The organism is Acetobacter suratthaniensis, from assembly GCF_017377745.1.
GTDB lineage: Bacteria > Pseudomonadota > Alphaproteobacteria > Acetobacterales > Acetobacteraceae > Acetobacter > Acetobacter suratthaniensis.
On sequence record NZ_JAFVMG010000006.1, the window covers coordinates 130,375 to 142,567 of the forward strand.

Below are 12,193 nucleotides of genomic sequence, written 5' to 3' on the forward strand. Positions count from 1 at the left end.
TCGCCCGGCTCCTTCTGGTTCACCCTGCCTGCGTTGGCTTGATAGCACCAAGCAGAACGGCCTGTACGGCTTGGGGGTTCAGATGGTCATGCTCGGCAATAACCACAAGGCGGCCATCACGCGGGCGGCTGCCCCAAGGCTGGTCGAACTGATGGCGCACTCTGGCCCCCACCGCCTGCACCAGAAGGCGCATGGGCTTGCCCCGTACAGCCACATACCCTTTGACCCGCAGGATATCCTGCTCACGCGCAAGGCGGATAATCGCCTGAGCCAAGGCTTCGGGATCGTCAATTTCTGGCAGGGTTACAACCGTGCTGTCGAAATCTTCATGTTCGTGCTCATCTTCCCCATCATGATGAGAGGGACGGGCCGCCAGATCATCTTCGGCCGCCGCGTTCAGGCCCAGAATAACGGTCGGGTCGATCGCGCCATCCCGCACGGGTAGCACAGGCAGGGCGCGCGGAGCTTCGGCCAGAATGACCGCCCGTGCGGCTTCCAGAGTCGGTTCATCCACAAGGTCAGCCTTGGTCAGCAGCACAAGATCAGCACAGGCGATCTGGTCTTCAAACACTTCCGCCAGAGGTGTTTCATGATCCAGACTGTCATCCTGCGCGCGCTGGGCATCCACGGCGGCGGGGTCGGGGGCAAAACGTCCGGCGGCAACGGCTTCCGCATCTGCCAGTGCGATCACGCCATCAACCGTAATGCGCGAACGGATGGACGGCCAGTCAAACGCCTTGAGCAGTGGTTTTGGTAACGCCAGCCCAGAGGTTTCAATCAGGATATGATCGGGCTTCTGAGGTAGGGCCATGAGCTTTTCAACCGTGGGGATAAAATCATCCGCAACGGTGCAGCAGATACAACCATTAGCCAGTTCCACAATAGCGCTTTCGGGGCAGTTTTCATCAGCGCAGGCCCGCAGGATTTCACCATCCACCCCCACCGTGCCGAATTCGTTCACCAGAACCGCCAGTCTGCGCCCACCGGGGTTTTGCAGCAGATGCCGGATAAGAGTGGTTTTACCGGCCCCAAGAAAGCCAGTGACAACGGTAACGGGAATTTTGGCGAGAGAAGTCATTATACAATCTCCAGAGGAGGAATACGGGCAACGCATTGCTTGCGAAAAATGGTGGGACGTTCACGCCATGGCGGAATACCATCGGCACTGGCGACATAGCCTTGTGCGCCCAGCAGAATATCCGCCACATCGGCCTCACTCATATTGCCATACACGTAAGTCCATGAACCGGGCCGGGCGAGCGCTATGGCGCAGCCACGCGCACAGGCCGAGAGACATTCCACGGCCTTGATCACGGGGGGCTGTGGGGCGTTCGTGTCTGCTGGCAATGCCTGCATGGCCCCCTGTAAAGCAGCCAGCAGGCGAGCACCAGCAACAGGCTGCCCTTCTACCGGCGGGATTCCGGCCCGGCAGGTTGAGCAGACATACAGGATTGTTTGTGTGGAAGGTGTTTGTTCGGCCATCTGTGCTGCGCCCTTGTGTGTCATGGGGCAGGGCGTGGGCAGGGCCATTCAGCCCGCACGAATTGCGTGCAGGACAAGGCATCCGGCCACAGCGCACCCCGGCTGTCCGTTCAATCCGTGCTGGCAGGTCTCCCGGCTGACAGACCCGGACGCAAAGAACGCCCATGGCTTTCCCGCCTTCCCGAACCTACGTTCAGTGGCCTTGAGAGAAAACCTGATCTGCTGACGGTCGCGGGGGCGGCTGCGTTATGGAAAGCGGGGGCCCCGCTGTCTTCTGCATTCCCTCTTCGCCCGTATCCGCCATGATGTGCGGACACAGGAACCAGCCTGAGTGGATTGAGCTAGCAGGCCGCATCTGTCAAGCTGGAGGCACTTTATTGACGACACCGGAAGCCTCTGAACTCATGCCTGCACTCCCACCATCCTCACCAGACAACACAGCCTCCGAACTGGATACTGGCCTGCATGCACAGAAAATGGCACGCATCAAAGCTGCGCGGGATCGCATGATGGCCACCAAGGAAGGCGAGAAAGGGCTTGTGATCGTGCATACCGGAGCAGGCAAGGGCAAATCCTCCTCCGGGTTTGGCATGATTCTGCGCTGCATCGCCCATGAGATGCCCTGTGCTGTTGTGCAGTTTATCAAAGGCGGGTGGGATACAGGTGAGCGTAGGCTGCTAGAGGCGCATTTTAGCGGGTTATGCCAGTTTCATGCCATGGGTGAGGGCTTTACATGGGAAACACAGGATAAGGAGCGCGATATCGCCGCAGCCCGCAGGGGGTGGGAAAAAGCCAAGGAACTGATCCGTAACCCCGCTATCCGCATGGTGCTGCTTGATGAGATCAATATCGCCCTGCGCTATGACTACCTGCCACTTGATGAGGTTCTGACGTTTCTGCGCGAAGAAAAGCCACCACTCACCCATGTTGTGCTGACAGGCCGCAATGCAAAGCCGGAACTGATTGAACTGGCTGATCTGGTAACAGAGATGACCTTACTCAAGCACCCGTTCCGTGCGGGAATAAAGGCGCAGCCCGGCGTCGAATTCTAAGGACGCAACCCATGCCTGCCTTAATGATTCAGGGAACCGGTTCGAATGTGGGTAAATCTCTGTTCGTAGCCGGTCTGGCACGTGCTGCCCTACGGCGGGGGCTGCGCGTGGCCCCCTTCAAGCCCCAGAACATGTCCAACAATGCGGCTGTTACGGCCAATGGCGGAGAAATCGGCCGTGCGCAGGCTTTGCAGGCGCTCGCCTGTGGCCTTGCCCCCCACACGGACATGAACCCCGTACTCCTCAAGCCCGAATCAGACCGGGGTAGTCAGGTGGTGGTGCAGGGGCAGGTACGCGCCACCGTGCAGGCACGGGACTATGCCAAGCTTAAGCCAACCCTCATGCCTGCTGTGCTTGAAAGCTTCCACCGCCTGAGTGCTGCACACGACCTTGTTCTGGTGGAAGGGGCCGGCAGCCCGGCCGAGGTAAACCTACGACACAATGATATAGCCAATATGGGCTTTGCCTGTGCGGCCAATGTACCGGTCGTTCTTGTAGGCGATATAGATCGGGGAGGGGTGATCGCCCAGATTATCGGCACACAGGCTGTGCTGTCCGATACCGATGCCGCCATGATAAAAGGCTTTATCGTCAATAAATTCCGTGGTGATCCCGGCCTATTCGATGATGGCTATGCACTGATCCGCCAGAAAACAGGCTGGACGGGTTTTGGTGTTCTGCCCTGGTTTACGCAGGCCGCTACTCTCCCTGCGGAAGATGCGCTTGATCTGCGCCGCGCCTCTTCAGGGGGGCGTATAAAAGTCGCGGTTCCCATGCTCTCACGCATTGCCAATTTCGATGATCTTGACCCGTTAGCACAAGAACCCGCCATTGACCTTGCCCTGGTGCCCGCAGGGCAGGCCCTACCGGGCGATTGTGAGCTGATTATTCTGCCGGGCACAAAAAATACCCGCCTCGACCTGGCGTTTGTACGCGCACAGGGATGGGATATTGACCTGAAAGCCCACCTACGCCGCGGCGGCCGCATTCTGGGGATTTGTGGTGGATATCAGATTTTAGGAACCCTCATCAGCGATCCCATGGGGCTGGAAGGCCCAATCGGTAGCGTGCCGGGCCTAGGACACCTCAATGTCGAGACAACCATGCTGGCAGAAAAACATGTCAGGCTGGTGGAGGCTGTTCATGCAAAGAGTGCGCAGCCAGTCCGGGGCTATGAAATTCATCTAGGTGAAACGGAAGGGCCGGATAGGCTTCGTCCCTTTGCCACCGTGCAGGGCAAGGCGGAGGGGGCGCAATCGGCTGATGGTCTTGTATCGGGCACGTATCTTCACGGGCTGTTTACGGATGACCGCTTTCGCGCCGCCTTTATCTCCAGCTTGGGCGGGCAAGCTTCTACCTTGCGGTATTCAGAAAAAATGGAACAGACGCTTGATGCTTTGGCCGCGCATATTGAACGCTCGGTCGATGTTACAGGCCTGCTCCGTCTAGCGGGGTGTGCGCAAGAAACACCATTAGCAGAATAAGTGCGGCCAGCAGCACCACGCGCCGGTAAAGCGCCAGCCCGGCGGCCAGATCAAGAGGGGTCGGGTCTGGCGCCCCCGCATTCAGCCACGGATCACGGCTTGGGCCTTCAGCATACAGGCGTGGCCCAGACAGGCGAATACCAAGCCCGCCCGCCATAGCGGCCTCGGGCCAGCCTGCATTGGGTGAGCGATGGCCGCGTGCATCCCGCAACATCACCCGGAACGCCCGCAAAGGGGCAGCACTGGTCAATACATACAACAAGCCCGACAAACGGGCGGGCGGTATATTCACGACATCATCCACCCGCGCCGCAGCCCAGCCAAACAGCCGGTAACGCGGCGTACGGTTGGCAATCATGGAATCCATGGTGTTGATAGCCTTGTAGACATATAAGCCCGGCAACCCGAAAAACACCCCCCAGAACAGGGGAGCCACCACGCCGTCAGACGTGTTTTCCGCAAGGCTTTCCGCCGCTGCCCGCGCAATACCCGCTGCATCAAGTGCATTAGGGTCTCGCCCCACAATCATGGACACAGCCTTGCGGGCTTCAGCCATATCACCCGCCTGTAAGGGCTGCACAACGGCCTGAACATGCGCATAAAGTGATCGGGCAGCCAGAAGCGGCCATGCCAGCACACCACCCGCCAGAATACCCACTCCATTATGAGGCAGAACATAAGCCAAACCGGCGCCAAAACTGCCGACAAGACCGGTAACAACCAGCACAACTGCTCCCCCGGCGCACCGGCGCATGAACGGAGCCTGTGTGTCACAGTTCCAGTGGTGGTCAAGCAGGGACACTACGCGTCCCACCCAGCTTACAGGGTGGCCGATAAGGGCAAAAACCATTGCAGGCCAGCCTAGCAAGCCATCAAGGAGCAATGCGACCAACATCTGCCCCGCATGAAAAGCAAAACTGTCCAGCATGTTCGAACCCGTTATCCATTACAGGGCATGCCGCTTGCGGGCACAGGATATGCTGTAATGCCGCGTCCGCTACGGGAAAGAAAGAAGGGCGCCCTCTTCCCCAAGGCAGGTTGGGCCATGAGGCAGAAATAAAAGAAAAAATTCACATTCCATGATTATCCCTCTTGCCAGCCTGTACCTCGCGCGGTAAGAACAGCCCCACAAACCGGGGTGCGTAGCTCAGCGGTAGAGCATCGCCTTCACACGGCGGGGGTCACAGGTTCAATCCCTGTCGCACCCACCACGGTTTGTGTAATTCCTGACAGCAGGAATAAAAAATTCCAAAAAAAATGAAATGATGAATGCTTTTAGGCCCTATGCCTGAATTCACCTCTTCATTCTGGCTCAAAGCCCGTTTTCAGACTGATCAAAAGTATTCCTGAGACAGCTTGCATGATCAGAAACTATATTTAACTACTCTTTTCGCCTACCGGAGGGGGTAAATATGCCGATAAAAATCAATATATTGTTAATATAAAAAGCTGATAATAAACCAACATAAATAATAAACGATGAATTTTTTATCGCAATTATTCAAATAACCACATAAATATTTTTTATGAAAATGCGTTGTTGAAAAGTGCCCATATTTTATTTCTAATGAACCCTCGTGCTGACACGAATGTGTTGAGGGAATACAATGTCCACTAAAAGTCACACAAAAACAATTGCCGGTACTGTTTGCATAGGGCTTCTGCTACTGAGTAGCTGTGCCAGTAGCACGCAGCGCATTGCAACCAAGGAAGACCATCTGGCAGCCGCTGGTTTTGCTTTCCGTCTGGCCGACAATCCCCAGAGACAGGCCATGCTGAACAAGCTGCCCTCTCATCGTTTTGTCCGCCGCATTCATGATGGTCAGACATTTTACGTATATGCCGACCCAACAGTGTGCGACTGCCTGTATGTAGGCGACCAGAAAGCCTTCAGCGCCTATCAGCTTTATCGCCAGCAGAAAGCACTGGCTGATGAAGAGCAGGAAACCGCCACGGATTATCAGGACGCCACATGGGACTGGGGTGGCTGGGCTATGGGGCCTGCCTGGGCGGGCTGGAATCCCGCATGGGGCAACTGGAACCCTGGCATGGGCGGGTACGGCTGGTAATTTAAAGTCGATTAAAGGGTCATATGAAACGCTTTTATTTCCTTCTGTCGGCCCTTACGGGAACGGCAGGTCTGATGAACCCGGCTTTTGCCGATGGGCGTCAGGAAGAGAAAATCATCGCGGATGCCGGGGCTGTTATCTGGAAACCAGCCCCGGACATTTTCCCCGCAGGCATTAAAATAGCCTATCTGTATGGGGATCTGACAAAGCATGAGCCTTTCACGCTGCGCGTCATGATGCCCCCGCACAGCGTGATCCCGCTCCATACCCACAACCTTAATGAAATGCTGACAGTCCTGTCCGGCAATCTGGATCACTATACCGGCACCGGTACTGAAAAATCGGCACCGCATCCTCTGGCTGCTGGTGCTTTCGTGCATCTTCCTGTCAATATGGCGCATGCGCTACAAGCAGGCGATCAACCGGTTGTTCTACAGGTCTCCGGGGTCGGGCCATTTGAAATGACCTATGTCGATCCCAAAGACGACCCCAGACATAAACTCAGATAAATTTTCAGCCCGTCCCAGCCTGAAAGCGCTACCGAACCAAAGTGCGCTCTCAGGCTGAACGGGACAGCCCGCTCAAGAGCGGCGTCACAGACGCCGGATGAAGGGCTGAAAGCAGGAGAAATCATCATGGACTCACGCTTTCAACTGTCCCGACGCGCCCTTTTCTGGGGTGCCGTTGCTGCCGTTACCGGAAGCGGCATACGTTCGGGCATAGCGGCAGATATATCGGCTACGCCACGCCATATCGGCATTATCGGCGCGGGGCAGGTCGGGGGTACGCTCGGGCGGCTCTGGGCGCATGCAGGCTATCAAGTCATGTTTTCCTCTCGCCACCCTGACCAGTTACAACTGATACTGGCTGAGGCTGGCCCGAATGCCCAGGCGGGCAACGTGGCTCAGGCTATTGCCTTCGCAGATGTCATTGTGCTTGCTGTGCCGTATAAGGCGGAGCCAGAAATAGCCGCGCAATACGGCAGCGCCCTTTCAGGCAAAACCCTGATTGATGCGGATAATGCCTATGCGTTCCGTGATGGAGCGCTGGCGAACGAGGCCCATGCTGCGGGTGTAGCCCGTTACTCGGCGCATCTGTTTCCGCACACCCATTTTGTGCGGGCCTTTAATTCCGTCAACGCCAGCCGTCTGACTGATGGCGGCGGTGGCAATACCGAGATTGTTTATAGCGCTACGGACAGCGCTGCTGGAGCTATTGCTGTCGAACTCATTAAAGCCACCGACAGCGTGCCTGTCCGGGGCCATGACCTCTGAACGGACGCGCCTGAACAACCGGGCATTAGGTATTCTCCTCCATACGATAAAACGCGCAGCCCATGCCCATGCGGATGAGGTTGGCGCAACGCTATGGGGGTTCGGTCTTTTTTTCTTTCTTTTTACCAGCTACGCGATCCTGCGGCCTGTGCGTGATGCCATGGGCATTGCCAGTGGCCTGCACCATCTTCAATGGCTGTTCAGCGCAACATTCGTCACCATGCTGGTGGCGGTTCCCATTCACGGCTGGCTGAATGCCCATGTGGCGCGCGCCCGTTTTGTTGACTGGATTTACGGGTTTTTCATTTTCAACATGCTGCTTTTTGCTGCAGGCCTGTTTTTATGGCCCAACAGCCCTTGGGTTGCGCGCATCTTCTTTGTCTGGCTGTCCGTCTTCAACCTGTTTGTAGTCTCGGTTTCATGGAGCCTGATGGCGGATGTGTTTGACATGGCGCAGGCTCGGCGGCTTTTCGGATTTATTGCCGGTGGAGCCAGTGCAGGCGGCATTGTAGGGCCAGTTTTCGGGGCATTGATGGTCAATAGCCTGTCCGTATCCGGGCTGCTGCTCACATCCGCGCTGTTCCTTGGTGGGGCTGCTTTTGCCAAGGCCCGACTGATGCAATGGCGCTTTACCCGCGACACACCGATAGAACAGGAAGCCCGCCTGCAACCCGTTTCAGGCAATCCTTTTTCAGGGTTAACCCTTGTTGTCTGCTCTCCCTATCTGTTGTGCCTCGCTGCGTTTGTCATGCTGCTGACTACGGCTTCAACCTTCCTGTATTTTGAACAGGCCCGTCTTGTGGCAGAAAATTTTTCTACACGCGGCACTCAGATTCGGGTTTTTTCCATCATTGATGGAAGCGTTCAGGCACTCTCACTCCTCTGTCAGCTTTTTGTAACCAGCTCTTTTACCCGCCGTTTCGGCCTTAAAGGGCTGCTGACAGTCGTGCCGTTACTCATTGTAATGGGCTTTCTGATCCTTGCTGTTTATCCCACCTTTGCTGTCGTTGCGGCAGTTATGGGGGTGCGGCGTGTGGGGGAATATGCCTTTATCCGCCCCGGTCGGGAAATGCTGTTCACACGCATGCCGGTTGCTGTAAAATACCGGGCCAAGAACTTTCTGGATACGGTGGTCTATCGCGCAGGCGATGCCGTGAGCGGCTGGATCAGCTCCGCCCTCCTGCTTCTTGCGCACAGCCTATCCTATCTCTCATGCGTCGGTGCATTTCTGGCCCTGATCTGGGCAGGCTGCGGTTATCTGCTCGCGCAGCATCAAAATGAAACACCGGATTACACCTGAACACGGGAAAGAAATTATTTTGTCGAGAGCAGAGTATTCATCCAGATTCGCCCTTTTATCCTTGGCCTGCGGGGCCTTTGCCATTGGCGTCACTGAATTTACCCCCATGGGTCTGTTGCCAGTTCTGGCACAGGGGGTGCATGTCAGCGTTCCCAAGGCGGGCGGACTGATCAGTGCTTATGCCTTTGGCGTTATGGGGGGAGCGCCCGTTATTACGCTGCTTCTGGCTCGCTATCCACGCAAATATGCACTGATCGGGCTGATGCTCCTCTATACTCTTGGCAACCTGACATCAGCCGCGAGCAATGATTATACGCAACTGCTCCTGTCCCGGTTGCTCACAAGTCTGGCCCATGGTGCTTTTTTTGGACTAGGTGCGGTGGAAGCCGCCAGCCTTGTCGCCCCTAACCGGCGCGCTAGTGCCGTGGCCAGTATGTTCATGGGGCTGACTGTAGCCAATATCTTCGGTGTGCCCGCGGCAACCTGGCTGGGCGATACGCTGGGCTGGCGTAGTGCTTTTGCCTGTATCTCCGCTTTGGGAGTCGTGGCCGTTACGGCACTTTCCTTTGCTCTGCCATTAGCCGAAGCCGGGCCAAGACCAGACGCCGCAGCAGAACTCAAAGCCATTCTGCGGCCCAGCGTGCTGATGGCACTGGGGGTTACGGTTATTGGTGCCGGAGCCATGTTTGAACTGTACACCTATATTGTACCGATGCTTGAACACATTACCAAGGCCGGAGCGACCCTGACGACCGTTGCACTGATGCTGATCGGAGTGGGGTTCAGTATCGGCAATGCCATTGGCGGACGGGCAGCAGACCGTTCGACCGCCGGAACGCTTCTGGTCTTTTTTCCAATCCTTGGGCTGCTCATGCTGCTTTTCCCGTTCGCAGCCACCACGCCAGCCGGAGCTTTGGCAGGGGTGCTGCTGTGGGGCATTGCCAGTTTTTCCATCATGCCCGCATTGCAGATGCGCACCATGCAGGCGGCGCATGATGCGCCGGGGCTGGCTTCCTCTGTTAACATCGGAGCATTCAATCTTGGCAATGCACTGGGGGCGGCATTGGGTGGGGCCGTACTCTCGCTTGGTTACGGATATTCCATGGTCTCTATCGCAGGGCTGGGCATAAGCCTGCTTGGCGTTGTGCTGGTTCTGCTCTCCCGCACAGGCAGCCTGTCACCGCAGCCTGAATAAGATCACCCCGCAAGCACTGAGCGCCATCCACGCACATAGAAAGCCATGAACATTCTGTTTGTATGGAGTATTGTCTGCTTCAAACACACAGAATGTGCGGGAATACGAGCATGGCTGATTACGACTATCTGGCGCAGTGGAAAGAAGAAATAGACCGCAGCCCGAACGCCATTTATCTCACGCTGGCAGATGCCCTCGCACTTTCCATCCGCAAGGGTGTTTTACAGGAAGGGGACAAATTGCCCCCGCAAAGAACGATTGCGGAACATCTTGGCACCAACCTGACAACCATAACACGAGCCTTTACCGAGGCACGCCGTCGGGGGCTTATCGACGCGACAGTCGGACGGGGCACCTTTGTACGCATCGGAGCGGGAGAAAGCCACTGGCGCCATACTGGCCCGGCCGTGGTGGATCTGACCATGAATCTTCCGCCCATTCCCCAAGACCCGCCCCTTCAGCGCATTATCCAGAATGATCTTGCTGCCATTCTGAAACAGCAGGACCTGAACAGCCTCATGTCCTACCGGGTCACGGGGGGTACGGTTGCGGAGCGGCAGCTTGGCTCAAAATGGATCGAGCCGGTTATCGGCACCAGACGTACAGATGAAATCCTTGTCTCTCCGGGCGCACAGAGTGCGCTTGCAGCTATTGTCAGCACCCACACCCAACCGGGCGATATCATCGTAACCGACCGCATTGCCTATCCGGGTATCAGAACAATTGCTGCACAGTTCGGTCTTATACTGGTGGGTGTGGAGAGTGATGCGGAAGGTATGCTGCCCGAACAGCTTGATCGCGCCTGTTCCGAGCACCACCCCCGACTGCTTTACTGCATTCCGACCATTCACAACCCCACAACTGCGACCATGTCTCTACAGCGCCGCAAGGACATTCTGGCTGTTGCCCAGCACCATCACCTGACCATTGCCGAGGATGATCCCTACAGCCTGCTGATGGACAACCCGCTTCCCGCGTTGGCAGCGCTTGATCATGGGCGGGTGAGCTATATCGCCACCCTTGCAAAAACCTTAAGCCCCGGCCTGCGCACCGCGTATGTCGCTCTGCCCAACCCGGATATGGCGCGGCGGGTTACCGCAGCAATCCGTGCTTTGGCACTGACAAACGCGGGCCTGCTCAGCGCATTGGCCGCACGCTGGATGCAGAGCGGGCAGGCACAGGCCATTCTGCATGGCATTCAGAAAGAACTACGCCTGCGCCAATCTGTTGCCCGCCGGATTTTAGGCGAAGGCCATTGCAGCAACCCTGATGGCCCACATGTATGGCTGAAGTTGCCTGACTGGTGGGGAAGTGCCGATTTTGTGGCCTATGCCCGCCGTCGAGGGCTGGCTCTTGTACCCAGCACGGTTTTTACCATTAGTGGAGAACCACCCCAGCGGGCACGGATCGCCCTTGGCAGTGCGCCGGATGTTGCAAGCCTTGAGGAATCCCTCCATGGCGTTCTGTCGGTGCTACAGCATAAACGCTCTCCCGGCTTTACCGATATTGTCTGACACCGCAGCCGGTCTGGAATCGGCTAAAGGAAGCCATGCCTGATGCTTTTCCTCGGGTGCGCTTAGACAAGCCCTCTTAATTCTCACAAATGCGTGATTATAATATCATTATAAATCATATGGTTAGAGAAAACTCCCCTGATTGCATGGCAACCTGAAATGCATTGTATGCTCCTGTCTTTTTAGACTAGGGGGTATTTTCTATTTTTGTCCGTTTTTGTATGCACACATTAGGTCATACAAAATTTTACCGTCTGCTCATCCCGTGCCACGTTTGCTCCAGCACCACGGTCAGTTTCGGCCTTCTGCCGGAACCCGTAGCCACGGGAGACGCACACATGCCCAAAATTGAACATGCCCCCCATCAGGATGGCGATTGCTTCGTTGATTACGAAAACAAGGTTTTTGAAGACGTACAGGCCAAGCCGGGCGAAAAGGCACTCATCACCTTTCATACCGTTGCGTTTGAAGGTTCGATCGGTTTCGTCAACCTGCTTCAGGCCACGCGCCTGATCCGTAAAGGGTTTGAAACGTCCGTCCTGCTGTATGGCCCCGGTGTCACCCTTGGTGTGCAGCGCGGCTTCCCGCGTCTGGGTGATGAAGCCTTTCCCGGACACATGAACTGCAACAAGCAGATCATGAAAATCCTCGAAGAAGGCGGCAAGGTTTATGCGTGCCGTTTCGCCCTACAGGCTCTTTACGGACATGGTGAAAAATCCCTGATCCCCGGAATCACGCCGATCAACCCACAGGACGTGCTCGACCTTATCCTGCTGGCCCGCCGGGATAACGCCTTCATTCTCGATACCTGGACTGTCTGAAA

At 56.4% G+C, this 12,193-nt stretch carries 12 protein-coding genes, 1 tRNA gene and 1 riboswitch; of the genes, 10 read left to right on the plus strand and 3 right to left on the minus strand.

The window, feature by feature from the left end; translation table 11 throughout:
- Positions 1 to 19 precede the first annotated feature (19 nt).
- Positions 20 to 1,078 carry a cobalamin biosynthesis protein CobW gene (gene cobW, locus J2D75_RS07765; protein WP_207854200.1) on the minus strand — a complete coding sequence of 353 codons (1,059 nt, stop codon included), beginning with the start codon at positions 1,076 to 1,078 and terminating at the stop codon, positions 20 to 22.
- Positions 1,078 to 1,482, minus strand: coding sequence for a DUF1636 family protein (locus J2D75_RS07770; protein ID WP_207854201.1), 405 nt, complete (start codon positions 1,480 to 1,482; stop codon positions 1,078 to 1,080). The genes cobW and J2D75_RS07770 overlap by 1 nt, the downstream gene beginning before the upstream one ends.
- A 105-nt stretch (positions 1,483 to 1,587) precedes the next feature.
- Positions 1,588 to 1,823, minus strand: a riboswitch (cobalamin riboswitch).
- Between the two features lie 63 nt (positions 1,824 to 1,886).
- Here J2D75_RS07770 and cobO point away from each other — a divergent pair.
- Both cobO and J2D75_RS07780 read left to right on the plus strand, forming a co-directional pair.
- Positions 1,887 to 2,534: a cob(I)yrinic acid a,c-diamide adenosyltransferase gene (gene cobO, locus J2D75_RS07775; RefSeq protein ID WP_207854239.1), complete on the plus strand. Its 648-nt coding sequence runs from the start codon at positions 1,887 to 1,889 to the stop codon at positions 2,532 to 2,534.
- Positions 2,535 to 2,545: 11 nt separating this feature from the next.
- Positions 2,546 to 4,018 (plus strand): cobyric acid synthase, encoded by a 1,473-nt coding sequence (locus J2D75_RS07780; protein ID WP_207854202.1) that lies wholly within the window; start codon positions 2,546 to 2,548, stop codon positions 4,016 to 4,018.
- On the opposite strand, the gene cbiB is transcribed toward J2D75_RS07780, so the two are convergent.
- Positions 3,963 to 4,946, minus strand: a complete 984-nt coding sequence (cbiB, locus tag J2D75_RS07785; RefSeq protein ID WP_243428594.1) for an adenosylcobinamide-phosphate synthase CbiB — start codon at positions 4,944 to 4,946, stop codon at positions 3,963 to 3,965. The two genes, J2D75_RS07780 and cbiB, sit on opposite strands and share 56 nt — an antisense overlap.
- A 208-nt stretch (positions 4,947 to 5,154) precedes the next feature.
- Here cbiB and J2D75_RS07790 point away from each other — a divergent pair.
- The 8 genes from J2D75_RS07790 to J2D75_RS07825 all read left to right on the plus strand — a co-directional run bounded on the left by J2D75_RS07790 (position 5,155) and on the right by J2D75_RS07825 (position 12,191).
- Positions 5,155 to 5,229 (plus strand) — tRNA-Val (locus J2D75_RS07790).
- 396 nt (positions 5,230 to 5,625) lie between these two features.
- Entirely contained in the window at positions 5,626 to 6,087 is a 462-nt protein-coding gene (locus J2D75_RS07795) for a hypothetical protein (RefSeq protein WP_207854203.1), read from the plus strand.
- A 23-nt stretch (positions 6,088 to 6,110) separates the two neighbouring features.
- Positions 6,111 to 6,596: a cupin domain-containing protein gene (locus J2D75_RS07800; RefSeq protein WP_207854204.1), complete on the plus strand. Its 486-nt coding sequence runs from the start codon at positions 6,111 to 6,113 to the stop codon at positions 6,594 to 6,596.
- Positions 6,597 to 6,722: 126 nt separating this feature from the next.
- Positions 6,723 to 7,361 carry an NADPH-dependent F420 reductase gene (locus J2D75_RS07805; RefSeq protein WP_207854205.1) on the plus strand — a complete coding sequence of 213 codons (639 nt, stop codon included), beginning with the start codon at positions 6,723 to 6,725 and terminating at the stop codon, positions 7,359 to 7,361.
- Entirely contained in the window at positions 7,351 to 8,661 is a 1,311-nt protein-coding gene (locus J2D75_RS07810) for an NTP/NDP exchange transporter (RefSeq protein ID WP_207854206.1), read from the plus strand. Before J2D75_RS07805 ends, J2D75_RS07810 begins: the two co-directional genes overlap by 11 nt.
- 19 nt (positions 8,662 to 8,680) lie before the next feature.
- Positions 8,681 to 9,856 carry an MFS transporter gene (locus J2D75_RS07815; protein ID WP_265782963.1) on the plus strand — a complete coding sequence of 392 codons (1,176 nt, stop codon included), beginning with the start codon at positions 8,681 to 8,683 and terminating at the stop codon, positions 9,854 to 9,856.
- A gap of 110 nt (positions 9,857 to 9,966) precedes the next feature.
- Complete coding sequence (locus J2D75_RS07820) at positions 9,967 to 11,370, plus strand: aminotransferase-like domain-containing protein (RefSeq protein WP_207854208.1); 1,404 nt, start codon at positions 9,967 to 9,969, stop codon at positions 11,368 to 11,370.
- 338 nt (positions 11,371 to 11,708) lie between these two features.
- On the plus strand, positions 11,709 to 12,191 hold the full coding sequence (locus tag J2D75_RS07825) for an MSMEG_0572/Sll0783 family nitrogen starvation response protein (RefSeq protein ID WP_207854209.1): 483 nt from the start codon (positions 11,709 to 11,711) through the stop codon (positions 12,189 to 12,191).
- Positions 12,192 to 12,193 lie beyond the last annotated feature (2 nt).

Bases quoted from the DNA above. Each gene is read 5' to 3' on its own strand.
- J2D75_RS07825 (WP_207854209.1), top strand. From the start codon at position 11,709: ATGCCCAAAATTGAACATGCCCCCCATCAGGATGGCGATTGCTTCGTT.
- cbiB (WP_243428594.1), bottom strand. From the start codon at position 4,946: ATGCTGGACAGTTTTGCTTTTCATGCGGGGCAGATGTTGGTCGCATTG.
- J2D75_RS07805 (WP_207854205.1), top strand. From the start codon at position 6,723: ATGGACTCACGCTTTCAACTGTCCCGACGCGCCCTTTTCTGGGGTGCC.
- cobW (WP_207854200.1), bottom strand. From the start codon at position 1,078: ATGACTTCTCTCGCCAAAATTCCCGTTACCGTTGTCACTGGCTTTCTT.
- J2D75_RS07770 (WP_207854201.1), bottom strand. From the start codon at position 1,482: ATGGCCGAACAAACACCTTCCACACAAACAATCCTGTATGTCTGCTCA.
- cobO (WP_207854239.1), top strand. From the start codon at position 1,887: ATGCCTGCACTCCCACCATCCTCACCAGACAACACAGCCTCCGAACTG.
- J2D75_RS07800 (WP_207854204.1), top strand. From the start codon at position 6,111: ATGAAACGCTTTTATTTCCTTCTGTCGGCCCTTACGGGAACGGCAGGT.
- J2D75_RS07810 (WP_207854206.1), top strand. From the start codon at position 7,351: ATGACCTCTGAACGGACGCGCCTGAACAACCGGGCATTAGGTATTCTC.
- J2D75_RS07780 (WP_207854202.1), top strand. From the start codon at position 2,546: ATGCCTGCCTTAATGATTCAGGGAACCGGTTCGAATGTGGGTAAATCT.
- J2D75_RS07795 (WP_207854203.1), top strand. From the start codon at position 5,626: ATGTCCACTAAAAGTCACACAAAAACAATTGCCGGTACTGTTTGCATA.
- J2D75_RS07820 (WP_207854208.1), top strand. From the start codon at position 9,967: ATGGCTGATTACGACTATCTGGCGCAGTGGAAAGAAGAAATAGACCGC.